This window comes from Aurantimonas endophytica (assembly GCF_014196845.1).
In the GTDB taxonomy this organism is placed as follows: domain Bacteria; phylum Pseudomonadota; class Alphaproteobacteria; order Rhizobiales; family Rhizobiaceae; genus Aurantimonas; species Aurantimonas endophytica.
The window spans coordinates 795,510-817,716 of the sequence record NZ_JACIEM010000001.1 but is presented as its reverse complement, the minus strand read 5'-3'; the positions used below and the strand labels follow the sequence as shown (position 1 = coordinate 817,716).

Sequence of the window (22,207 nt, the reverse complement as noted above, 5' to 3'; positions counted from 1 at the left end):
CGAAGGAGCCGTCAAACGTGCAGGAAGCGATCCTTCACGTCGGGGCTGGCGCGCAGTTCCTCGGTGGTGCCGGTCCAGGCGACCCGACCCTTTTCGATGACGACGTGGCGGTCGGCGAAGCGCGACAGCGCCTCGACATTTTTGTCGATGACGAGGATCGCCGCTCCCTCGTTCTTGATTGCGGCGAGGCAGGACCAGATTTCCTCGCGGATCAGCGGGGCGAGGCCCTCGGTCGCCTCGTCGAGCACGACCAGTCGCGGATTGGTCATCAGCGCACGGCCGATGGCGAGCATCTGCTGCTCGCCGCCCGAGATCTGGTCGCCGTGGTTGCGCCGCCGCTCCTTCAGCCGCGGGAAGAGCCCGTAGACGGCGGCGAGGTCCCAGCGGGATGTGGCGCTGGCGCGGTGGGTGGCGACGAGGTTCTCCTCGACGGTGAGGGTCGGAAAGATCTGTCGTCCCTCCGGAACGAGGCCGAGCCCGTGGCGGGCGATGAGATGCGGTTCCTTGCCGGTGACATCCTCGCCGTCGACCAGAACCTGACCGCCGGTCGGCTTGAGAAGGCCGAAGATCGCCCGGATCGTCGTCGTCTTGCCCATGCCGTTGCGGCCGAGCAGGGTCACGACCTCGCCGGCTGTGACCGCGATGTCGATGCCGAACAGGATGCGCGATTCCCCGTAGGCCGCCTCGAGCCCTTCGACCTGCAGCATCAGGCGACCTCCTCGCCAAGATAGGCGGCGCGTACCTCACGATTGCTCCGGATGTCCGCTGGCGCGCCGGTGGCGATCAGCCTTCCATAGACCAGCACGCTGATCCGGTCGGCGAGGGCGAAGACCGCCTCCATGTCGTGCTCGACGAGGACGATCGTGTGCGTCGCCTTCAGCTCTCGCATCAATCCGACGAGCACGGCCGACTCCTCGTGGCCGGTGCCGGCAAGCGGCTCGTCGAGCAGCAACAGCCGCGCCCCGGTGGCGAGCGCGATGGCGATCTCCAGCTGGCGCTTTTCGCCATGCGAGAGGCTGCCGGCGCGGCGCCCGGCGCGGTCGGCGAGCCCGACGCGGGCAAGCGCCGCCATGGCCGCCTCGTTGAGGTCAGCCTCGCGGGCGGCGGGCGCAAAGAAGCGGAAGCTCGAGCCGGAGCGGGCCTGCACAGCCGCCGCTGCATTCTCCAGTACGCTGAACCCGTCGAGGATCGAGGTGATCTGGAACGAGCGCGCCATGCCCTTGTGGACGCGCTCCGGCACGCCGAGCCGGCTGATGTCCTCGCCGGCGAAATGCACGCTGCCGGCGTCGCTCGAAAGGCTTCCCGACAGCTGGTTGATCAGCGTCGTCTTGCCGGCGCCGTTCGGGCCGATGATGGCGTGAAGCTCGCCGGGCAGGACATCGAAGCTGATGTCGTCACTGACGGGGAGCGCGCCGAAACGCTTGCTCAGGCCGCGAACGGAGAGGAGGGCGGCCGTCATCGCGCCGCCCCGCCGGTCAGGCGCGCGACGAACCCGGATATGCCGCCGCGGGTGAACAGCGCGAGCAGCACGAGAACGATGCCGAGACCGAGGCGCCAGTGCTCGGAGAAGCGCGCCAGCCAGTCCTCCAGCAGCAGGAAGGCGACGGCGCCGACGATGGGGCCGACCAGCGTGCCCATGCCGCCCAGCACGACCATGACGATCAGCTCGCCGGAGCGCTGCCAGCTCATGAAGGCGGGCGCGACGAACTCGGCGTGGTTGGCGAGGAAGACTCCGGCGAGCCCGGCGAGGGCGCCGGCGATGACATAGGCGATGAGCTGATAGGCGAAGGGAGCGTAGCCGATGGCTTCCATCCGGATCCGGTTGTCGCGCGTGCCGCGCAGCACCCGGCCGAAACGCGATGCGACGACAGCGCGGAGACCGAGGAACGCCACGGCGAGGCAGAGGAACACCGCATAGAAGAGCACCAGGTCGCTCTCCAGCAGGTCGGTCCCGAAGAGGGTCGATCGCGACGGCAGCGAGATGCCGTCGTCGCCGCCATAGGCCGAAAGCGAGACCATGAAGAAATACGCCATCTGGCCGAAGGCGAGGGTGATCATGATGAAATAGACGCCGCGCGTACGCAGCGAGATCGCCCCGGTGGCGAGGGCGAAGAGGCTCGATGCGGCGATCGCGACGGCAGCCTGGATGAGGATGTCGTCGATGCCGTGGGCGGCAAGAATCGCCACCGCATAGGCGCCGATCCCGAGAAAAGCGGCGTGGCCGAAGGAAACCAGCGCGCCGTAGCCGAGGATGAGGTCGAGCGACATGGCGGCGAGGCCGAAGATCATCACCCGCGTCGCGATGACCAGCAGGAACGGGTCGTCCAGCATGTGCGCGAGCAGCGGAAACAGCGCCAGCCCCGAGAACAGAAGGCCTGCCGCGGTCGCGGTGCCGGGGCGCCCGACATAGGGGCGCCGCGCTGGCTGGTGCGGGGAAGCGACAGGCCGCGCGTCCGCCTTCATCGTGCGGCGACCTTGACCGGGAACAGGCCGGAAGGGCGCAGGAACAGCACTGCCGCCATAAGGATGTAGATCAGCATCGGCGCCAGCGTCCGCCCGGTCTGCGAGGCGGCGGAAGGGTCCATCAGCGTGCGCAGGATGATCGGCCCGAAGGTCCGGCCGAGCGTGTCGACGAGGCCGACGAGGATCGCGGCGACGAAGGCGCCGCGGATCGAGCCGACGCCGCCGATGACGATGACCACGAAAGTGAGGATCAGGATGCTGTCGCCCATGCCGGGCTCGACGGAGAGGATCGGCGCGACCAGCGCGCCGGCGAGGGCCGCCAGCATCGCGCCCAGGCCGAAGACCAGCATGAACAGCCGCTTGATGTCGACGCCGAGGGCCGAGACGATCGGGGCATTGCTGGCGCCGGCCCTCAGCAGCATGCCGATCCGCGTGTGGTGAACGAGAAGGTAGAGCCCGAGCGCGGTGGCAAGGCCCGCACCGATGATGACCAATCGGAAGAGCGGGTAGCGCATGTTGCCGATCAGCGGGATCGAGCCGGAGAGGATGTCGGGGATCGGCACGCTCAGCGGCGCCGCGCCCCAGAGGATCTTCACGCCCTCGTTGAGGATCAGGATCAGGCCGAAGGTCGCCAGCACCTGGTCGAGGTGGTCGCGTTCGTAGAGCCGCTGGAAGATCAGCCGCTCCAGCAGGATGCCGAAGGCGAGGGCGACGGGCAGGGCCAGCGCCAGGCCGAGGAAGAAGTCGCCCGTATAGGCGGTGAAGGTCGCCGCGAGATAGGCGCCGACCATATAGAGGACGCCGTGGGCGAGGTTGATCAGGTCCATGATGCCGAAGATCAGCGTCAGGCCCGCCGCCACCAGGAACAGCAGGATCCCGAACTGGAGGCCGTTGAGGGTCTGAAGCAGGAAGAGATTGAACATCCGGCTCTTTCGGAGGGCGATGGCGTGCCGCCTCCGACGCGAACCGCCGGCGGCGCGCCGACGCTTAGCGGCCGGCGCGCGGGTTCTGCAAGTCGGATGTGGCGCCGTGTCCGGCGCTGCGGCGGTCAGTTCATCTGGCAGGCGGCGGCGTAATTGTCCGCATAGTCCTCGAAGATCGTCTCGGCGATCTGCGTCTCGAACTTGCCGTCCTCGCGCTTGGCCGCCGTCACCAGGTAGAAATCCTGGATCGGGAAGTGGTTCGGGCCGAAAGCGAAATCGCCGCGAAGCGAGGTGAACTCGGCGGCCTCAAGCGCGGCGCGCAGCGCGTCCTTGTCGGAAAGATCGCCGCCGACCGCCTTCACCGCGCTGTCGATCAGCAGCGCCGCGTCGTAGCCATGCATGGCGTAGCTGCCGGGGACGGTGCCGTATTTCGCTTCGTAGGCGGCGACGAAGGCTTGCGACTGCGGATTGTCCATGTTCGGTGCCCAGTTCGAGCCGCCGAAGAAGCCGACGGCGGCGTCCTGGGTCGCCGGCAGGGTCGTCTCGTCGACGGTGAAGGCGGAGAGGAACGGGATCGTCTCGAGCCCTGCCTGCCGGTACTGCTTGACGAGGTTGACGCCCATGCCGCCCGGCATGAAGGCATAGACCGCATCCGGCTGCTCGGCGGCGATCTGCGCCAGTTCGGCCGAGAAATCCAGCTGGCCGAGCGGGGTATAGATCTCGTTGACCACCTCGCCCTCGTAGGAATTCTTGAAGCCGGCCAGCGCGTCCTTGCCGGCCTGGTAGTTCGGCGCGAGCAGGAAGACGCGGCCGAAGCCCTGGTCCTGGGCGTATTTGCCGAGCACCTCGTGGTTCTGGTCGTTCTGGTAGGAGACGGCGAAGAAGTTCGGGTTGCACTCGGCGCCGGCGAGGTTCGAAGGGCCGGCATTCGGGCTGATCAGGAAGGCGCCGGCATCGGTGACCGGCTTGGCGATGGCGCCGGCGATGTTGGAGAAGATCGGCCCGACGACGAAGTCGGCACCGTCGCGCTCGACGAGTTCCTTTGCCTTGTTGACCGCCACGTCCGGCTTCAGCTCGTCGTCGACGATCTTCACCTCGGTCGCGACACCGCCCAGCTGCCCGCCCATTTCCTCGACCGCCAGCAGGAACCCGTCCCGGGCCTGCTCGCCGAGCACGGCCGCCGGGCCGCTCAGATTGACCATCACGCCGACGGTCAGGGCCTCGGCTGCCTGCGCCATTGCCGCGCCGGTCAATGCGGTGGTCGCAAGGAGGCCAAATGTGGCGGATCGAACGAAACTCATGCCTGTATCTCCCGAAAACGACGCATATTCCTGCTGAATTTCCGGTACGCCACCGGCCGGCGCGGATCGTGCAAAATTGCCGCCGTCAAGACAATAGCAGCCGGGAAAGAGCGGTACTTCGCCGGCCGCGAAACTCGCTACAGCGAATCCTCACGTGCAGCCTGATAGACCGTCCTGATGGTCGGCGGGAACCCAAGGCTGCGGGCCGACGAGCCGTCGACGTGGAGACACCAGGGATTCTGCAAGGGTGCGGAGGAGGCCGGCATGGGACGGCGAAGCCGATACCGGCGTGGCCCTGCTTGCGCCGTGCGGGAGCCGCGATTAAGGAACCGGCATACGGCCAAGATGCGATGCAACACGGGATGTCGTCGATGGATTTCGAATCCGCCCGCACCAAGATGGTGGACAACCAGATCCGCACGACGGACGTGTCCAGTCATGCGATCCTGAGGGCCTTCCTGCAGGTGCCGCGCGAGGAGTTCGTCCCGGCCTCCCGCAAGCCGCTGGCCTATATCGACGAGGACGTGCCGCTGGGCGGAGGGCGCTTCGTCATGGAGCCGTCGCCCTTCGCCAAGCTCGTCCAGCTCGCCGGGGTCAGGCCCGACGACGTCGTTCTGGATGTCGGCTGCGGCACCGGCTACGGGTCGGCGATCCTCTCCCATCTCGCCGGCTCCGTGGTGTCGCTGGAGGAGGATCCCGACCTCGCGGCCCAGGCAACCGACAATCTGGGGCGGCTCGACTTCGTCACCTGCGTGGTCGTCGAGGGGCCCCTCGTCGAGGGATATGCTTCCGAGGCCCCCTATGACGTGATCTTCTTCGAGGGCTCGGTGGAGGTCCTGCCCGAGACATTCTTCGACCAGTTGCGCAATGGCGGGCGGCTGGTCGTGGTGGAGGGTGTCGGCAACGCGGCCGCCGCGCGGCTCTACATCAAGGACGACGAGGGTATCGTCTCCGACCGATTTGGATTCAACTGCAGCATCCGGCCGCTCCCGGGCTTCGCGCGGGCGGCGACGTTCCAGTTCTAATCCATGTTGTCGTTGCAGATTTGCCCCGCCGCGCTGAGAAACTGCTGCTCATAGTGGCTATGCGCTTGATCTCGGGTGGGTGAAACTGGTCAATGTGCGCCAGACATGGTTGACGGATTCGTGCGTCAGGTACGACGTGAAGCGGTCATGATGTATCGAGGGCTCGGGGTAATCGTTTTGCAGAAGAAGCTCTGGATCGCATTGGCTCTCTCGGCAGGGACCTTGCTGTCGACCGGTTACGTGGCGAATGCCGAGACGCTCACCGGTGCGCTGGCCAAGGCCTATGCCAACAGTCAGGGCCTGAACGTCGCCCGCGCCCAGCTGCGTGCCACCGACGAAAACGTTCCACAGGCTCGGGCCGGCATGCGGCCCTTCGTCAATGGTGTCGGAACGGCCAATGCCAGCCGCAACAGAACCACGTTCGGCGACGACATCTCCACCGCCAGGGGGCGGACGGGGTCGATCGGCTTCGGCGTCGAGATAAGCCAGACGATTTTCGACGGGTTCCAGACACCCAACAACGTCGCAGCGGCGCAGGCGCAGGTGCGCGCCTCCCAGAAGAACCTGGCCAATACCGAGCAGAACACGCTGTTCGACGCCGTCGCCGCCTACATGGACGTGCTGCGCGATCGGCAGATCGCCACGCTGCGGCGCCAGAATCTCGGCTTTCTCCAGGAGCAGGTCCGCGCCGCGGGTGCCCGCTTCGAGGTCGGCGAAGGCACGCGTACGGACGTCGCCCAGGCTGAGTCGCAGCAGGCTCTGGCCACGGCGTTGCTGAACAGCGCCCTCTCGCAGGTCGCGGCCAGCGAGGCGACCTATTTCGATGTGATCGGCGACCCGCCGACCGATCTCGAGCCCGGCCGGGCGCCGATGAATGTCCTGCCGAAGTCCGTCGATTCCGCCTTCGCGATCTCGCAGCAGGAACATCCCGCGATCCTCGCCACGCTTGCAGCGGTGGATGCCGCCGCCTTCCAGGTGAAATCTGCCGAAGGTGCACTGCTGCCGCAACTGAGCGTGGTGGGCCAGGTCGAGGACACCTATTCTCTCAGCAAGTCCGAGGGCGGGGATCTTCCGGGCGTGGACACGTCGGCGGGAAGGCCGAATGTCAACACGCAGAATGAGGTTTCCGCCACCATCGGCGCGCAGCTGACGATCCCGATCTATCAGGGCGGCCGCGCCAGCTCGGTCGTCCGCCAGTCCAAGGAAGTGCTGGGCCAGCGCCGGATTGAGGTCGACAATGCACGCGATCAGGTGCGGGCCGCAGTGGCGACGTCCTGGGCGGAGCTGCAGGCGGCGCGTGCCAACATCACCGGCTTCCAGGCGCAGGTGCAGGCGGCGAGGCTGGCGCTCAACGGCGTCATCGAGGAGCGTAACGTGGGCCAGCGCACCACGCTCGACGTTCTGAATGCGCAGGCCGACGTGATCTCGGCGCAGATCCTTCTCGTCGGCTCGCAGCGCGACGAGGTTGTCGCCGCCTACGGCCTGCTGTCGGCGACCGGCTGGCTTTCGGCCGAGCGCCTGTCGCTCGCCGGGCGTAAATACAAGCCCGAGGAACATTACATCCAGGTTCAGGACAAATGGTTCGGCCTGCGCACGCCGGACGGCCGCTGAGGCCGTTCGCTTCGCGCCGTATGAGTCCGCCCGGCCACACGACGCCTCAGTAAGTTGGTGATAGTCCCGCCAGACCGCTTTGCGGGATTCACCTGAAGGCTCGCGCGTCTTAGGCTCCACGCACGATTCGCGCGATAGGGTGCTGCCCTGTCGTGCAACATGCGGGAGCTTCCCATGAGCAATGCCCTTCCGGCCCCCGATCCGTCGATGGATGAGATCCTCGCGTCGATCAAACGCATCATCGAGAGCGGGGACGAGAAGGTCATCAAGCGCCAGCCGGGGCATGCTCAAGGCGATGTCGCCGTGCCGTCGTTTCCCGCCAGCTATGCCGAGGCACTGCGCCCGGTGGCGAACGAGCCGCGCGACCAACCGTCCGAGGATCTTGCCGACACCCGGTGGTATTCGCAGGCGAGGCACGAGCGCCCCGAAGACGCGGAAGATCTCCAGTCCTTTTCAACCGATGAGGCTGAACCCCGGCCGGCAGCGGATGAAGACGTCTCGGGTTTCGATGCCGCGATCGGCGGCAGCCGGTTCGACGATGATGCTTTCGAGACCGAACTGGTCGAGTTGATCGGCGACGGCGACGAGCTTGCCGGCGAGGGTTTCGCGGCCCCCGAGCAGGGTGACGACATCGAAGGCCCGGCTCGTTTCGCGGCTGCCAATAGCGACGAAGCCGGCTTGCGCCAACCGTCGCGGGCGGCCCTGGACGAGCCGCCGATCGTGGCGGCACGGGCGCTCGCCGACCCGACCGAGACGCACCGCCTCATCTCCCAGGAAGCCGGCGCGCGGGTTGCCGCCTCGTTCGAAGATCTCGCCCGGGCCATCCGCGAGGATCAGATGCGGTCGGTGGAGGATGCGGTGCAGGAAATGCTCCGTCCGATGCTGCAGGATTGGCTCGACGACAATCTGCCGCGGCTCGTCGAGCGGCTGGTGCGCGAGGAAATCGAGCGCGTGGCGACCGGCGGCCGCCGCTAAGTCGCAGGGCTTCGGCGGCGGAATCACCGTTCCGGCCGGCGCCGGGACGCGGCGCTGCGTTGACAGTGCCGAAAGCGAGGCTGTAACCGGTGGCGACGCGCAACGCTCCCCCGGACACAGCATGATCGAGAAAACCTACGACGCCGCGGCCATCGAGCCGCGCATTGCCCAGCGCTGGGAAGACGCAGGCGCGTTCCGCGCTGGCGCCGGCGCCGCGGAGGGGGCCGAGCCCTTCTCGATCGTCATCCCCCCGCCCAATGTCACCGGCTCGCTGCACATGGGGCATGCGCTCAACAATACGCTGCAGGACATACTGGTGCGGTTCGAGCGGATGCGCGGCAAGGATGTGCTGTGGCAGCCTGGCATGGACCATGCCGGCATCGCCACCCAGATGGTCGTCGAGCGAAAGCTCGCCGCCGATAAATTGCCGGGCCGTCGCGAGATGGGTCGCGAAGCCTTCATCGAGAAGGTCTGGGAGTGGAAGGACGAGTCGGGCGGGTTGATCTTCAACCAGTTGAAGCGGCTCGGTGCCTCCTGCGACTGGTCGCGCGAGCGTTTCACCATGGACGAGGGCCTGTCCGAGGCTGTCCGTGAGGTCTTCGTCACGCTCTACAAGCAGAGCCTGATCTATCGCGGCAAGCGGCTGGTCAACTGGGACCCGAAATTCGAGACGGCGATCTCGGACATGGAAGTGGAGTCGAAGGAAGTCGACGGCCATATGTGGCACTTCAAGTACCCGCTGGCCGGCGGCGAAACCTACACCTATGTCGAGAAAGATGCCGACGGCAGCGTCGTCCTTTCCGAAGAGCGGAACTATATCTCGATCGCCACGACGCGTCCCGAGACCATGCTGGGGGATGGCGCGGTCGCCGTTCATCCGTCCGACGAACGCTATGCACCGATTGTCGGCAAGCTCTGCGAGATTCCGGTCGGACCAAAAGAACATCGCCGCCTGATCCCGATCATCACCGACGAGTATCCGGAACCGGATTTCGGCTCGGGCGCGGTCAAGATCACCGGCGCCCACGACTTCAACGACTATCAGGTCGCCAAGCGTAACGGCATTCCGCTCTATCGCCTGATGGATACGAAGGCCGCGATGCGCGACGACGGCGAACCCTATGCGGTCAGCGCGGCGCAGGCGCTTGCAATCACCAGGTCCGGCAAGCTGCCGAGCGAGAACGAGGTGGATGAGATCAACCTGGTTCCCGAGGAGTATCGCGGCCTCGACCGGATGGAGGCCCGCGCCAAGATCATCGACGCGATCAATGCGGACAGGCTGAGCGTCACCATCAAGGACGCCGAGGGCAACGACATTCCTTATGTCGAGAACAAGAAGATCATGCAGCCGTTCGGCGATCGCTCCGGCGTCGTCATCGAGCCGATGCTGACCGACCAGTGGTTCGTCGACAACAAGGCGCTGGCGGGTCCGCCGCTTGATGCCGTGCGCGACGGCCGTGCGAACTTCGTGCCGAAGAACTGGGAAAAGACCTATTTCAACTGGCTGGAGAACATCGAGCCCTGGTGCATATCGCGCCAGCTCTGGTGGGGCCATCAGATCCCGGCCTGGTACGGCCCGGATGGGCAATGCTTCGTCGAGAAGAGCGAAGAAGAAGCGCTGGATGCCGCCATACAGCACTATCTGGCGCATGAAGGTCCGTGGAAATCCTGGGTTCAGGACAGGATCGAGAAACTGCAGCCGGGCGAGATCCTGATCCGTGACGAGGACGTCCTCGACACCTGGTTCTCGTCGGCGCTCTGGCCTTTCTCGACGCTGGGCTGGCCCGACAAGACACCGGAACTGGAGCGCTACTATCCGACGAGCGTTCTCGTCACCGGCTTCGACATCATCCCGTTCTGGGTCGTCCGGATGATGCAGATGGGCCTGCATTTCATGAAGGATGCCGAGGGAAATGGCATTGCGCCATTCCACACGATCTACATCCATGCGCTGGTTCGCGACAAGAACGGCGACAAGATGTCGAAGTCGAAGGGTAACGTCGTCGATCCAGTGGAACTGATCGACGAATACGGTGCCGACGCGTTGCGCTTCACGCTGGCGATCATGGCGGCCCAGGGCAGGGACGTTAAGCTCGACACCCAGCGCATCGCCGGGTACCGGAACTTCGGCACCAAGCTCTGGAACGCGACCCGCTTCGCCGAGATGAACGGCGCGGTTCACGGCACGGCGGTCGACCCGGACGGACTGAAGCTGCCGCTCAACCGCTGGATCGTCACGGAACTCGGCAAGGCCTCCAGCGAGACGCGGGCTGCGCTGGAAGCCTACCGCTTCAACGACGCCGCCGCTGCACTGTACCGATTCGTTTGGAATACGTTCTGCGACTGGTACGTCGAGCTCGCCAAGCCGGCACTGGCGGGCGGCGACGAGGCTGCGGCCAACGAGGTCCGCGCGGTCACCGGCATGGTGCTCGACCGCATTTTCGCGCTCCTCCACCCGTTCATGCCGTTCGTCACGGAAGAGCTCTGGGCGGCAACAGTCGAGGGCAACCGCCCGCGGCTGCTGTGCCACACCGAGTGGCCGGCGATCGACTTCGCCGATGTCGAGGCGGCTGACGACATCAACTGGCTGGTGGACCTCGTCAGCGAGATACGCTCCGTCCGCTCCGAGATGAACGTTCCGGCCGCGGCGGAAGCGGCGCTGGTCGCCATCGGCGCCGATGCGCTGGCCATGGAGCGCCTCGAACGGCATGGCCCCGCGCTGAAGCGGCTGGCGCGGGTCACCGCGGTGACCACGGCAGAGCAGGCGCCGGAGCAGGCCGCGCAGATCGTCGTCGGTGGACTGACCTTCGCCCTGCCGCTGGCCGGGATGATCGACATCGCCGCCGAGCGCGCCCGCCTCGAGAAGGCCCGGGAGAAGGCCCGCACCGAGATCAAGCGCATCGACGGCAAGCTCTCGAACGAGCGCTTCGTGGCCAACGCGCCGGAGGAGGTGGTTGCGCAGGAGCGGGAGAAGCAGGCGGCCTACCGGGCCGAGGAAGAGAAACTCGCCGCAGCCCTGGACCGGCTTCGCTGAAACAAGCCGCTGCCTCGACAGTGTCACAGTTCTGACACGGTCGGGGCAGGATCACTGGGCGGCGTTTTCGCTCTTCTGAACGCTGATCAGGAAGGTGACCTTCCGATCCGATTCCGCCAAAGGCGTCTCCTGCCATTACATTCAACGGGTTAGGCAACAGGGTCGGGCCGCTTTCGCGGCGGGCAGAACCTGTTGCCCTTTCGCCGCAATTGTGGCGCTCGCGTTACAAACCGTATTTCCGCCCGAGACTTTCTCGTTTACGTTTGCGTCAACTGCTGAGGGGCGGAGGCGCACAGCAGAGAAAATGTGTGAGGGGGAAACTATGTCACATTTCCGCAAGATCATGGCCGGCACGGCGATCGCGACCATGGCGCTGTCATCGACGGCGCTGGCCGGGGGCTTTCAGCGCGGCACAGCCGACACGGACATTCTTTATGAGCCCGGCACGTTCAGCATGCGGACCGGCCTGACATACGTGGCGCCGCAGCGCGGCTTCGACTCGGTCAACGGCGTCAGCGGCGACTACGGCGACTACACCGGCCACTACTCGATCCCCTCCTTCTCGGTCGGCTTCGGCGGCGACCTGTTCGGTTGCGCCGGCACCTACACGGAATCCTTTGCCGCCACCGCCGACTATAGCGATACGCTGGACGGCGCCCTGCCGCGGCAGGTGAGCTCGACACAGAGCACGTCGAACGCCGATCGCCTCAACTTCGCCGGCGCGACCTCGACGTCCCGCACCCGCACGATCGGCTTCGAATCCAACGAATTCGGTCTGACCTGCCGGGTCAGCTACACCGCCGACGTCGGTCGCTTCAGCCTTCTAGGCGGCGTCTTCGCGGAAGATTTCAATTTCGATGGTTCCAGCTACGGCTTCCGCAATCTGAACGGGGCCTTCGTGGCATCTGGTCCCCAGGGCAGGGCGCTGGTCGGCGGCCTCACCACCTTGGTCCCCGGCGCGCAGGTCACGCTTCCGAGCCTCGTCGAGGTCGATTCGCGCGGCGGCTACAAAGGCGGCTATCGCATCGGTCTAGCCTACGAGAAGCCGGAGATCGCGCTCCGCGCGCAGGTGCTCTACCGCTCGGAGGTCAAGCATGACGACGTCACCGGCACCGGCACCGTCACCATTCTCGACACGGCCTACGCCTCGCTCAACGGCCAGCGCGTCTCGATCCCGCAGCTCGACGGGCTGATTGCTGCCGCCGGGCGTGGCGCGGGCGCCATTCCCAACCGGGTCATCGATGTCGATTCGAGCCTCAACGAGGCGATCAGCCCGCAAAGCCTCTACATCAATGCCCAGACCGGCATTGCCGAGGGAACGCTGCTGCTCGGGTCGTTCCGCTGGACGGACTGGAGCACCAACGGCTCGGTCGTCAGCACCATCACCAGCGCCGAGACCGGCACTTCCTCCAGCTACTCGCCCTATAACTGGCGCGATGGCTACACCGCCTCGATCGGCATCGGCAAGGCGTTCAACGAGCAGATTTCGGGCGCCGTGTCCCTGGGTTACGACCGGGGCGTGTCGACCGGTTCGGAGACCACCTATACCGACCTCTACACGGTATCCGCCGGCGTCTCGTTCAAGGCCAACCAGTGGAGCGAAATCCGCTTTGGTGGCCTGGTCGGCTACTGGACCGACGGTGATCAGTCGGTCGCGGACGGCGGCTACTATGACGGCACGGTCGGCGATGACGTCGTGCTGGGCGGGACCGCTTCGCTCAAATTCACCTTCTGAGGCATCGACCAAAAACCGATCTGCGACATCGACGAAGGGCGCGTCCTATGGGCGCGCCCTTCGCGTGAAAAGTTCCACCTTCGTTCCTAGAAAGAGCCGATGTGTGATTGACGCAACACTATTGCAAGCGTGCACCCCTTATAGTCGGGGACGGGAAATTCGCCGCGTTGCCGCCACAAAACGCCGTCACCCCGGACGGAGCGCGGAGGTGCGGCTCGGTGCTTTGTCAAGAGTTGGGAGAGACGATGGATTCGCACGTTTTCGATAAGAAGAACCTGCCCAGCCGCCATGTGACGGAAGGGCCGTCGCGCGCGCCGCATCGCTCGTACCTCTATGCAATGGGCCTGACCAAGGAAGAGATTCACCAGCCGCTGGTGGGTGTCGCGTCCTGCTGGAACGAGGCCGCGCCCTGCAATATCTCGCTTATGCGCCAGGCCCAGGTGGTCAAGAAAGGCGTCGCCGCCGCACGTGGCACGCCGCGCGAATTCTGCACGATCACCGTCACCGACGGCATCGCGATGGGCCACCAGGGCATGAAGGCGTCGCTGGTGTCCCGCGACCTTATCGCCGATTCGGTCGAGCTGACGATGCGCGGCCATGCCTATGATGCGCTGGTCGGGCTGGCGGGCTGCGACAAGTCGCTGCCCGGCATGATGATGGCGATGGTCCGGCTCAACGTCCCGTCAGTGTTCATCTATGGCGGGTCGATCCTGCCCGGCAATTTCCGTGGCCAGCAGGTCACCGTCCAGGACATCTTCGAGGCGGTCGGCAAGCATTCGGTCGGTGACATGAACGACGCCGATCTCGACGAGATCGAGCAGGTCGCGTGCCCGTCGGCCGGATCCTGCGGCGCGCAGTTCACCGCCAACACGATGGCGACCGTCGCCGAAGCGATCGGCCTGGCGCTGCCCTATTCCTGCGGTGCGCCGGCCCCTTACGAGATCCGCGACAAGTTCTGTTACGCCTCCGGCGAGATCGTCATGGAACTGCTGGCGCGCAACATCCGGCCGCGCGACATCGTGACCCGCAAGGCGCTGGAGAACGCCGCCGCCGTGGTCGCGGCAACCGGCGGTTCGACCAACGGCGCGCTGCACCTGCCGGCCATCGCGCATGAATGCGGTATCGAGTTCGACCTGTTCGACGTCGCCGAGATCTTCAAGAAGACCCCGTACATCGCGGACCTCAAGCCGGGCGGCAAGTACGTCGCCAAGGACATGTTCGAGGCAGGCGGCATCCCGCTGCTGATGAAGACCATGCTGGAGCACGGCTATCTGCACGGCGACTGCATGACCGTGACCGGCCGCACCATCGCCGAGAACATGGAGAAGGTCGCCTGGAACCCGCACCAGGACGTCGTGCGCGAAGCCAACAACCCGATCACCGTGACCGGTGGCGTGGTCGGCCTCAAGGGCAACCTCGCCAGCGACGGCGCGATCGTGAAGGTCGCGGGCATGAAGAACCTGCGCTTCTCCGGCCCCGCCCGCTGCTTCGACTCGGAAGAGGCCTGCTACGAGGCGGTTTCCAAGCGCGACTACAAGGAAGGCGAAGTGCTCGTCATCCGCTACGAAGGGCCGAAGGGCGGTCCCGGCATGCGCGAGATGCTGTCGACCACGGCAGCGCTCTACGGTCAGGGCATGGGCGACAAGGTCGCGCTGATCACCGACGGGCGCTTTTCCGGCGCCACGCGCGGCTTCTGCATCGGCCATGTCGGCCCCGAGGCCGCTGTCGGCGGCCCGATCGGCCTGCTGCGCGACGGCGATATCATCACCATCGATGCGGTCGAGGGCACGCTTGACGTGGCGCTCTCGGATGACGAGCTGAAGCTGCGCGCCGATGCCTGGCAGCCGCGCGAGACGGACTATCAGTCGGGCGCCATCTGGAAATATGCCCAGCAGGTCGGAACGGCCCGCAAGGGCGCGGTGACGCATCCGGGCGCTGCCGCAGAGAAGCATTGCTATGCGGATCTCTAGGAGAATAGCCCTTTCGGCGTCGTTCGTCGGCGCGGTGCTGTTTTCGGCAGGCGCCGCGTCGGCCCTCGACCCCGCCGCGCGGGTGAATCCGGAGGCGGGAACGCTGGAGCTGTTCTCCTTCGGCTTCAAGGCCTATCAGCGCGGCGAGAAGCTCGAGGCTTTCGAGGCTTTGCGTTACGCCGCCGACAAGGGACACCCCGGCGCCCGCTGGAAGCTCGGCAAGATGTATGCCGACGGAGATGGCGTTCCCGAGAACGACTACGAGGCGTTCAAGATCTTCGAGCAGATCGTCCGCGATCAAGACGAGGATGGCGGCGGGTATGCCAATGCCGCCTACGTCTCGAGCGCCGTCGTCGCGCTCGGCGACTACCTGCGCCGCGGCATCCCGAGCACGCCGGTTGGCGCGGACCTGCCGCGTGCCCGGCAGTTCTATTTCCATGCCGCCTCGTTCTTCGGCGATCCCAAGGCGCAGTTCGAGCTGGGCCGGATGATCCTGCAAGGCGAGGGCGGCAAGGCCGATCCACGCCAGGCGGCGCGCTGGCTGAAACTGGCCGCGGAAAAGGAGCATGTCGGCGCCCGGGCGCTGCTCGGCTATCTGTTGTTCGACGGCCAGAAGATATCGCTGCCGGCACAGCCCGTGCAGGGGCTCGGCATGCTGACCCTGGCGCTCAAGCGGGCATCGCCGGCCGATGCACAGTGGATACGTCCGCTGCAGGAGGAGGTCTTCTCGATGGCTTCGGAGGCCGATCGCCGGACCGCACTCGCCTATGCCGAGCAACAGATGGCAGCGGCCGGGGGCGCATCCGTCGCCAGGAATTGACCGCAGCCGCCCGGCGTTCGGCGATCAGGCAAGTTCGATCAGCACCGGCACATGGTCGGACGGCTTTTCCCAGCCGCGCACATGGCTGTCGATCCCAGCGGATACGAGCCGTCCCTGCGCTTCCGGCGACAGCAGCAGATGGTCGATGCGGATGCCGTTGTTCTTCTGCCAGGCACCGGCCTGGTAATCCCAGAACGTATAAGTCCCGGCCGCGTCGGTTGTCGCCCGCAACCCGTCCGCAAGGCCGAGATTGAGCAGCCGCCGATAGGCGGCGCGGGTCTCCGGCTGGAACAGCGCGTCGTCGCGCCAGACCGCCGGATTTGCGGCGTCCGCCGGCTCGGGGATGACGTTGTAGTCGCCAGCGAGGACGAGCATCTCCTCGCGCGCCATCGTCTCTTTCGCGTGGGCGACGAGGCGGTCCATCCAGGCGAGCTTGTAGGTGAACTTCTCCGTGCCGATCGGATTGCCGTTCGGCAGATACAGCGACGCGACGCGCAGTGGCTGTCCGTTGAAGTCCCAGACCCCTTCGATGAACCGCGAATGCTCGTCCGCCGTGTCGCCGGGCAGGCGCGGCTCGATCGACAGCGGCTTTTGCTTCGAAAGCAGCGCGACGCCGTTGAAGCCCTTCTGGCCGTGCGTCTCGACATGATAGCCGAGGGCCTCGATCGGCTCGCGCGGGAAAGTCTCGTCGACGCTCTTGATCTCCTGCAGGCACGCGATGTCGGGCGAGCGCGCAGAGAGCCAGGCGGTCAGGCCCTCGATGCGCGCCTTGACGCCGTTGATGTTCCAGGTAGCGATGATCACGTGTGGGTCAGACCGAGAAACTGGTGCCGCAGCCGCAGGCAGCGACCGCGTTGGGGTTGCGGATCTGGAAGGACTGCCCCATCAGGTCGTCGACGAAATCGACCACCGAGCCTTCGAGATAGGCCAGCGAGACCTGATCGATCAGTACCCGCGCGCCGTCGCGCTCCAGCACGAGATCGTCCTCCTCGCGCTCGTGCGTCAGGTCGTATTTGTACGAGAAGCCGGAACATCCGCCTCCCTCGACCGATATCCGCAGCGAGTCGGCATCCTGACTGCGTGCGAGAATCGTGGCGATGCGCCGGGCGGCGTTGTCGGAAATCGTGACGGGCAGGGTAGCGGTGTCGCTCATCTGGTAAATCGGCGCGTCGGCCTGCGCCGGCGCCGCTCCTTGTTCGCGGGCTCTTCCCTAAGTATGGACCGGGGAGAGGCCGGTCAATCGGGACACATCGTTTCCCATGCAAGTGAACACGATCGCACAGATCGGAATGGGCGGGCTGGCGCGCGCCGCCTATGCCGTACAGCCGGAGGAGTCGCGGGGCCGGCTGTTCGCCGAAACGGCGAGCCCGACGCGCACGCCCTTCCAGCGCGACCGCGACCGCATCGTCCACGCCACCGCCTTCCGCCGGTTGAAGCACAAGACGCAGGTTTTCGTGGCGACGGAAGGCGACCATTTCCGCACGCGGCTCACCCATACGATCGAGGTCTCGCAGATTGCCCGTGCGTTTGCCCGGGCGCTGCGCCTCGACGAGGACCTCACCGAGGCCATCGCGCTCGTCCACGATTTCGGCCACACGCCGTTCGGACACGCCGGGGAGCGTGCGCTTGATCGTCGGATGCGCCCGTATGGCGGCTTCGACCACAATGCCCAGTCGCTGCGGATCGTTACTGCACTGGAGCGCCACTATGCCGAGTTCGACGGCCTGAACCTCGCATGGGAAACGCTGGAGGGCCTCGTCAAGCACAACGGCCCGCTGATCGGGCCATATTCGACAAGCGGGTGCCCGGTGCCACGGCCCATCGCGGATTTTGACCAGCTGTTCCCGCTCGACTTAGGCAGTTTCGCCAGTCTCGAGGCGCAGGCCGCGGCCATCTCCGACGACATCGCCTACAACACCCACGATCTCGACGACGGCCTGCGGGCAGGGATGATCGGTCTCGACGACCTTGCCGGGCTCGACCTGGCGGGGGCGATTCTGACGGAGGTCCGCGCGGCCTATCCGAACCTCGACCCTGCGCGCACGGCGCACGAGATCATGCGGCGGCACATCACCCGGATGGTCGAGGATGTCATCGAGACGACTGTCGCCGGGATTGGTGCGCTGGCGCCCGTCGACGCGGCGGCGGTGCGCGGGGCGGACCTGACGCTCGTCGCCTTCTCGGCGCCGATGCGTGCGGCGGTCGACCAGACGCGCAGCTTCCTTTTCGAACGGGTCTACCGCCACGACGACGTGATGCGCGTCATGCGAACCGCCGAGGGGATCGTCGAGAACCTCTTCGACCGGCTGATCGAGCGCCCGGACCTGATGCCCGGGGCCTGGAGCGTCGCCTCCGACCGGCTGGGCGACGATCGTCTGGCGCGACGGGTGGCAGACTATCTGGCGGGGATGACCGACACCTACGCCCTGGCCGAGCATGCAAGGCTGTTTGACGCAACGCCGCGTTTGCGCTAGCCGGCCAGTCTTCCTTCAGCCCGGTCGGCACAGGCAGGCGATCTCGCGATCGTTCCTATGTGAGCGGGCCAACCCGGACGCTCCCGGAAAGATGCAAGGCACGCAGATGAACATCTTCGCCGATTTCGAAAACCGGGTGAGAGTCGCGGTGGAAGCCGTTCTGACGCAAGGCGAAATGCCCGCGCAGGACCTCTCCCGCGTGACCGTGGAGCCGCCGCGGGACGCGACCCATGGGGACCTGGCGACCAACGCCGCGATGGTGCTCGCCAAGCCGCTCGGGGCGAAGCCGCGCGAACTCGCGACCAAGATTGCCGCGCGCCTCGCCCGCGACCCGGACGTCGAGACGGCCGAGGTCGCCGGTCCCGGCTTCATCAATCTGCGGCTGAAGCCCGCCTTCTGGACAAGCCATCTCGCCGACATCCTGACGGCGGGCACCGATTACGGGCGCGGCAGGCCGACCGGCCGCAAGGTGAACGTCGAATATGTCTCGGCCAATCCGACCGGCCCTATGCATGTCGGCCATACGCGGGGCGCCGTGGTCGGCGACGCCATCGCCAACATCCTCGCCTTCGACGGCGCCGACGTCACCAGCGAGTACTACATCAACGACGCAGGCGAGCAGGTGAACGTCCTCGCCCGCTCCGTCTTCCTGCGCTACCGCGAGGCGCGGGGCGAGACGATCGGCGACATTCCGGCCGGGCTCTATCCCGGCGACTATCTCAAGCCGGTGGGCGAGGCGCTGGCGGCCGAATACGGCGACCGGCTGGCCGCGATGGACGAGGCCGAATGGCTGCCGCTGGTTCGCGAGCGGGCGATCACGGCCATGATGGCGATGATCCGCGCCGACCTGAAGCTGCTCGGCGTCGAGCACGCCGTCTTCTTCTCCGAGCGCAAGCTGCACGACGACGGCCTGATCGCCGCCGCGATCGAGGATCTGCGCGCCAAGGGCTTCATCTACCAAGGCGCGCTGCCGCCGCCGAAGGGCCAGGTTCCGGAGGAATGGGAGGATCGCGAGCAGACGCTGCTGCGCTCGACCGAGGTCGGCGACGACCAGGACCGGCCGCTGGTGAAGTCGGACGGCGCCTACACCTATTTTGCCGCCGACGTCGCTTACTTCCGTGACAAGTACCGGCGCGGCTTCGAGGAGATGGTCTATGTGCTCGGCGCCGACCACGGCGGCTACGTCAAGCGGCTGGAAGCCGTGGCGCGTGCCGTGGCCGGTGAGACGGCGCATGTCGACGTGGTGCTCTGCCAGCTGGTGAAGCTGTTCCGCAACGGCGAGCCCGTCACCATGTCGAAGCGCTCGGGCAGCTTCGTGACGCTCGCCGACGTGGTCGAGGAAGTCGGCCGCGACCCCGTCCGCTTCATGATGCTCTATCGCAAGAGCGACGCGCCGCTCGACTTCGATTTCGAGAAGGTAACCGAGCAGTCGAAGGACAATCCGGTCTTCTACGTGCAGTACGCCCATGCCCGCGCCGCCGCGATCTTCCGCCAGGCGGCCGAGACCGGCATTGCCGCGCCCGACTTCACCCGGCCCGGCGACATGGATCTCGCCTGCCTGACGGACGAGGGCGAACTCGGGCTGATCCGCAAGCTCGCCGAGTTCCCGCGGTTGATCGCGTCGGCCGCCGAGGCCAAGGAGCCGCATCGGCTGGCCTTCTACCTCTACGACGTCGCAGCGACGTTCCACGCCCAGTACAATCGCGGCAAGGACTTGCCGCACTTACGGTTTGTTAACCCTGATGAGCCCAAAGTGACTGAGGCTAGACTGGCCCTGGTTCGGGCAGTTGCCATCGTCATCAAATCAGGACTCGGCCTCGTCGGCGCCGACGCTCCGGAAGAAATGCGATGAGCCATCACGCTTTGGTCAACTTCCTCTCATAGCGCTGGAAGACGGTGGCCTTAGGCCTCCGGCGCGAGGGGAACAGGCGGGGACGATGTCGATGGGGGACTTGACGGACGGCGATCGCGGAGTCGGCAGGCAGGCCGATCCGTTCGATGACGATCCTTTCGCAGAACTCGCCAGACTGATCGATGCGCCTGAGGCACAGCGCTCCTCAGCCATGAAGCCCGAGCCCGTCGAGACCTGGCAGTTCGATCTTCCTTCTGATACCGGCGCGGATGCCGATTTCGATCTCGACATGGACGCTTTCGCCGGCGCCCTCGACGAAGAACTCGCGCGGGAAACGTCCGACACGGTGATGGGCGCCGTGCCTGTGGCCGCTATAGCGAGCCCGCTCCCGAAGGCTGCCGCTTCCTATTCCAACTGGATTTCGCCGGCGCCGCGTGCGCCCGCTCCGACGGCTTCGAAGTCTGCGCCGGTATCGTCGGCCTCGCCGGCAACAGCTGACGATTCCGTTTCAGATCCGGTTCTCGAGGCCGCTTTCCGTGGGCTTTCGGCGCCGGCCAACCCGCGCGACGCCAAATTCCAGGTGAGCGAAGCCTTTGCGCCGGCGAGGACGCAGGACGCCAGCGTCGCCGAGCCGACGGCGCAGCTCTTCGACGATTTCGATGCGCTGATCGCCAGCGAGCTCGCTGCGATGCAGAAGCCGTTGCAGGCAGCTCCGTCCGAGGGACGCAACCACGCCTTCGCCGGGGATGATACGGCTGCACGGAATGAGCCGGCACCCGAACATGATGATCTCTCGCCGTCGGCGCCGGAAGCGCGCCAGACCGCGCATGCCGCGCGCCGGCAGGCAGTGTCCGGCAGGCGGGCCGGTCTCGCTGCCGCGAGCACGGTAGCGTCGGCGTCGACACGGCAGCTGCCGATTTCACGACGGATGATGAGCGTCGGCGCCAGCCTGCTCGTCATCGCGCTGATCGGCGGGGCCGGCGCATACATGCTCACCGGAAACGGTGGAAAGGTCTACGACGCTCCGCTGATCGTTCAGGCCGATTCCGAGCCGGTGAAGGTGGCACCGAAGGATCCGGGCGGGCGCGCCATCCCCAATCAGAACAAGGCCGTCTACGAGCGCGTCCAGAGCGCCAGCGCCGCCATCGAGCCGTCGCAGCAGACGCTGCTGACGGCCGCCGAGGAGCCGGCGGAGCTGCCGCAGCCCGAACCCGAGCCGGCCTTCTCGGATCTGCCCGGTGTCGATCTCAATCCGATCGGCACCGCCCTGGCGGCTGAGCCGGTCCGCGTGGCCGATGCCGGCGGCGACGATTCACCGATCGCCGTCCTCACGCCGCGCCGCGTCCGCACGTTGACGGTCAACCCGGACGGTACGCTTGTCGCATCCGAGCAGGTGCCGTCCACGTCGCTGCAGGAATTGCGCGCTCAAAACCCGGCGCTGATCGATGCGGCCTCACGGCCGCTGGATTCGCTCGCGACCGGAACGACACCGTCGCAGGAGCAGAGCGCGTCGGCCGAGAGCGATTCCGCGTCCGGCGTTCCGATGCCGTCCATGAAGCCGGGCACCGAGGCGGCCGCAGCAATGCGCGTTGCCGCCGTGACACCCGCGGAGCCGCAGCCGGACCCCGTCCTGACGCAGGAGGCTCCGGCCACGCCGCCTGTTGCCGTAGCACCCGAGCCGGAGCCGGCGGCGACGGAAGTCGCAGCTCTTCCGGCGGCGACTCCTCCCGCTGTCGAGGGTGGCTACTACGTGCAGATCTCCTCGCAGCCTTCGCGCGAAGCCGCCGAGGACTCGTCGCGAACGCTTGGCCAGCGCTTCTCGGAGGTGATCGGCGGTCGCAGCCTGGTGATCCAGTCCGCCGATATTCCGGGCAAGGGCACCTACCACCGCGTCCGCGTCGCCACCGGCTCGAAGAGCGAGGCCAACGATCTATGCCAACGGTTGAAGTCCGCCGGCGGCAGCTGCTTCGTCTCGCGCTAGGCGCGGCGACGCTCGGCCTTCTCGGCCGGTCCTCGGGGCCGGC

The 22,207-nt window shown here is 66.4% G+C and carries 17 protein-coding genes; 10 read left to right on the top strand and 7 right to left on the bottom strand.

The window, feature by feature from the left end; genetic code table 11:
- Positions 1 to 11: 11 nt before the first annotated feature.
- The 5 genes from GGR03_RS04045 to GGR03_RS04025 form a co-directional block, all read right to left on the bottom strand.
- Positions 12 to 707, bottom strand: a complete 696-nt coding sequence (locus GGR03_RS04045) for an ABC transporter ATP-binding protein (RefSeq protein ID WP_183206243.1) — start codon at positions 705 to 707, stop codon at positions 12 to 14.
- The gene (locus GGR03_RS04040; protein WP_183206242.1) at positions 707 to 1,459 is read right to left on the bottom strand and encodes an ABC transporter ATP-binding protein; all 753 of its coding nucleotides are present in this window, start codon (positions 1,457 to 1,459) and stop codon (positions 707 to 709) included. The genes GGR03_RS04045 and GGR03_RS04040 overlap by 1 nt, the downstream gene beginning before the upstream one ends.
- Positions 1,456 to 2,463, bottom strand: coding sequence for a branched-chain amino acid ABC transporter permease (locus GGR03_RS04035; RefSeq protein ID WP_183206241.1), 1,008 nt, complete (start codon positions 2,461 to 2,463; stop codon positions 1,456 to 1,458). The genes GGR03_RS04040 and GGR03_RS04035 overlap by 4 nt, the downstream gene beginning before the upstream one ends.
- Positions 2,460 to 3,386 carry a branched-chain amino acid ABC transporter permease gene (locus GGR03_RS04030; protein ID WP_183206240.1) on the bottom strand — a complete coding sequence of 309 codons (927 nt, stop codon included), beginning with the start codon at positions 3,384 to 3,386 and terminating at the stop codon, positions 2,460 to 2,462. The genes GGR03_RS04035 and GGR03_RS04030 overlap by 4 nt, the downstream gene beginning before the upstream one ends.
- 125 nt (positions 3,387 to 3,511) lie before the next feature.
- Positions 3,512 to 4,687, bottom strand: coding sequence for an ABC transporter substrate-binding protein (locus GGR03_RS04025; protein ID WP_183206239.1), 1,176 nt, complete (start codon positions 4,685 to 4,687; stop codon positions 3,512 to 3,514).
- Positions 4,688 to 5,058: 371 nt separating this feature from the next.
- Here GGR03_RS04025 and GGR03_RS04020 point away from each other — a divergent pair, with 371 nt between their 5' ends.
- The 7 genes from GGR03_RS04020 to GGR03_RS03990 all read left to right on the top strand — a co-directional run bounded on the left by GGR03_RS04020 (position 5,059) and on the right by GGR03_RS03990 (position 15,857).
- Positions 5,059 to 5,712, top strand: a complete 654-nt coding sequence (locus GGR03_RS04020) for a protein-L-isoaspartate O-methyltransferase family protein (RefSeq protein WP_183206238.1) — start codon at positions 5,059 to 5,061, stop codon at positions 5,710 to 5,712.
- A gap of 150 nt (positions 5,713 to 5,862) precedes the next feature.
- Positions 5,863 to 7,323: a TolC family outer membrane protein gene (locus GGR03_RS04015; RefSeq protein WP_183207021.1), complete on the top strand. Its 1,461-nt coding sequence runs from the start codon at positions 5,863 to 5,865 to the stop codon at positions 7,321 to 7,323.
- Between the two features lie 174 nt (positions 7,324 to 7,497).
- On the top strand, positions 7,498 to 8,298 hold the full coding sequence (locus GGR03_RS24010; RefSeq protein WP_246367578.1) for a PopZ family protein: 801 nt from the start codon (positions 7,498 to 7,500) through the stop codon (positions 8,296 to 8,298).
- A gap of 121 nt (positions 8,299 to 8,419) precedes the next feature.
- The gene (locus GGR03_RS04005) at positions 8,420 to 11,332 is read left to right on the top strand and encodes a valine--tRNA ligase (protein ID WP_183206237.1); all 2,913 of its coding nucleotides are present in this window, start codon (positions 8,420 to 8,422) and stop codon (positions 11,330 to 11,332) included.
- A gap of 322 nt (positions 11,333 to 11,654) precedes the next feature.
- On the top strand, positions 11,655 to 13,067 hold the full coding sequence (locus GGR03_RS04000; RefSeq protein WP_183206236.1) for a long-chain fatty acid transporter: 1,413 nt from the start codon (positions 11,655 to 11,657) through the stop codon (positions 13,065 to 13,067).
- Positions 13,068 to 13,312: 245 nt separating this feature from the next.
- The gene (gene ilvD, locus GGR03_RS03995) at positions 13,313 to 15,037 is read left to right on the top strand and encodes a dihydroxy-acid dehydratase (RefSeq protein WP_183206235.1); all 1,725 of its coding nucleotides are present in this window, start codon (positions 13,313 to 13,315) and stop codon (positions 15,035 to 15,037) included.
- Positions 15,024 to 15,857 carry a tetratricopeptide repeat protein gene (locus GGR03_RS03990; RefSeq protein ID WP_183206234.1) on the top strand — a complete coding sequence of 278 codons (834 nt, stop codon included), beginning with the start codon at positions 15,024 to 15,026 and terminating at the stop codon, positions 15,855 to 15,857. Before ilvD ends, GGR03_RS03990 begins: the two co-directional genes overlap by 14 nt.
- Before the next feature lie 24 nt (positions 15,858 to 15,881).
- Here the strand turns inward: GGR03_RS03990 and xth are convergent, their stop codons facing one another.
- Positions 15,882 to 16,661, bottom strand: coding sequence for an exodeoxyribonuclease III (gene xth, locus GGR03_RS03985; protein WP_183206233.1), 780 nt, complete (start codon positions 16,659 to 16,661; stop codon positions 15,882 to 15,884).
- 7 nt (positions 16,662 to 16,668) lie between these two features.
- The gene (gene erpA / locus GGR03_RS03980; RefSeq protein WP_183206232.1) at positions 16,669 to 17,010 is read right to left on the bottom strand and encodes an iron-sulfur cluster insertion protein ErpA; all 342 of its coding nucleotides are present in this window, start codon (positions 17,008 to 17,010) and stop codon (positions 16,669 to 16,671) included.
- A 106-nt stretch (positions 17,011 to 17,116) separates the two neighbouring features.
- On the opposite strand from erpA, the gene GGR03_RS03975 reads away from it, so the two are divergent.
- The 3 genes from GGR03_RS03975 (at position 17,117) to GGR03_RS03965 (ending at position 22,164) form a co-directional block, all read left to right on the top strand.
- Positions 17,117 to 18,331, top strand: a complete 1,215-nt coding sequence (locus GGR03_RS03975; protein ID WP_281378952.1) for a deoxyguanosinetriphosphate triphosphohydrolase — start codon at positions 17,117 to 17,119, stop codon at positions 18,329 to 18,331.
- A gap of 106 nt (positions 18,332 to 18,437) precedes the next feature.
- On the top strand, positions 18,438 to 20,183 hold the full coding sequence (gene argS, locus GGR03_RS03970) for an arginine--tRNA ligase (RefSeq protein ID WP_183206231.1): 1,746 nt from the start codon (positions 18,438 to 18,440) through the stop codon (positions 20,181 to 20,183).
- A gap of 91 nt (positions 20,184 to 20,274) precedes the next feature.
- The gene (locus tag GGR03_RS03965; RefSeq protein WP_183206230.1) at positions 20,275 to 22,164 is read left to right on the top strand and encodes an SPOR domain-containing protein; all 1,890 of its coding nucleotides are present in this window, start codon (positions 20,275 to 20,277) and stop codon (positions 22,162 to 22,164) included.
- Positions 22,165 to 22,207 lie beyond the last annotated feature (43 nt).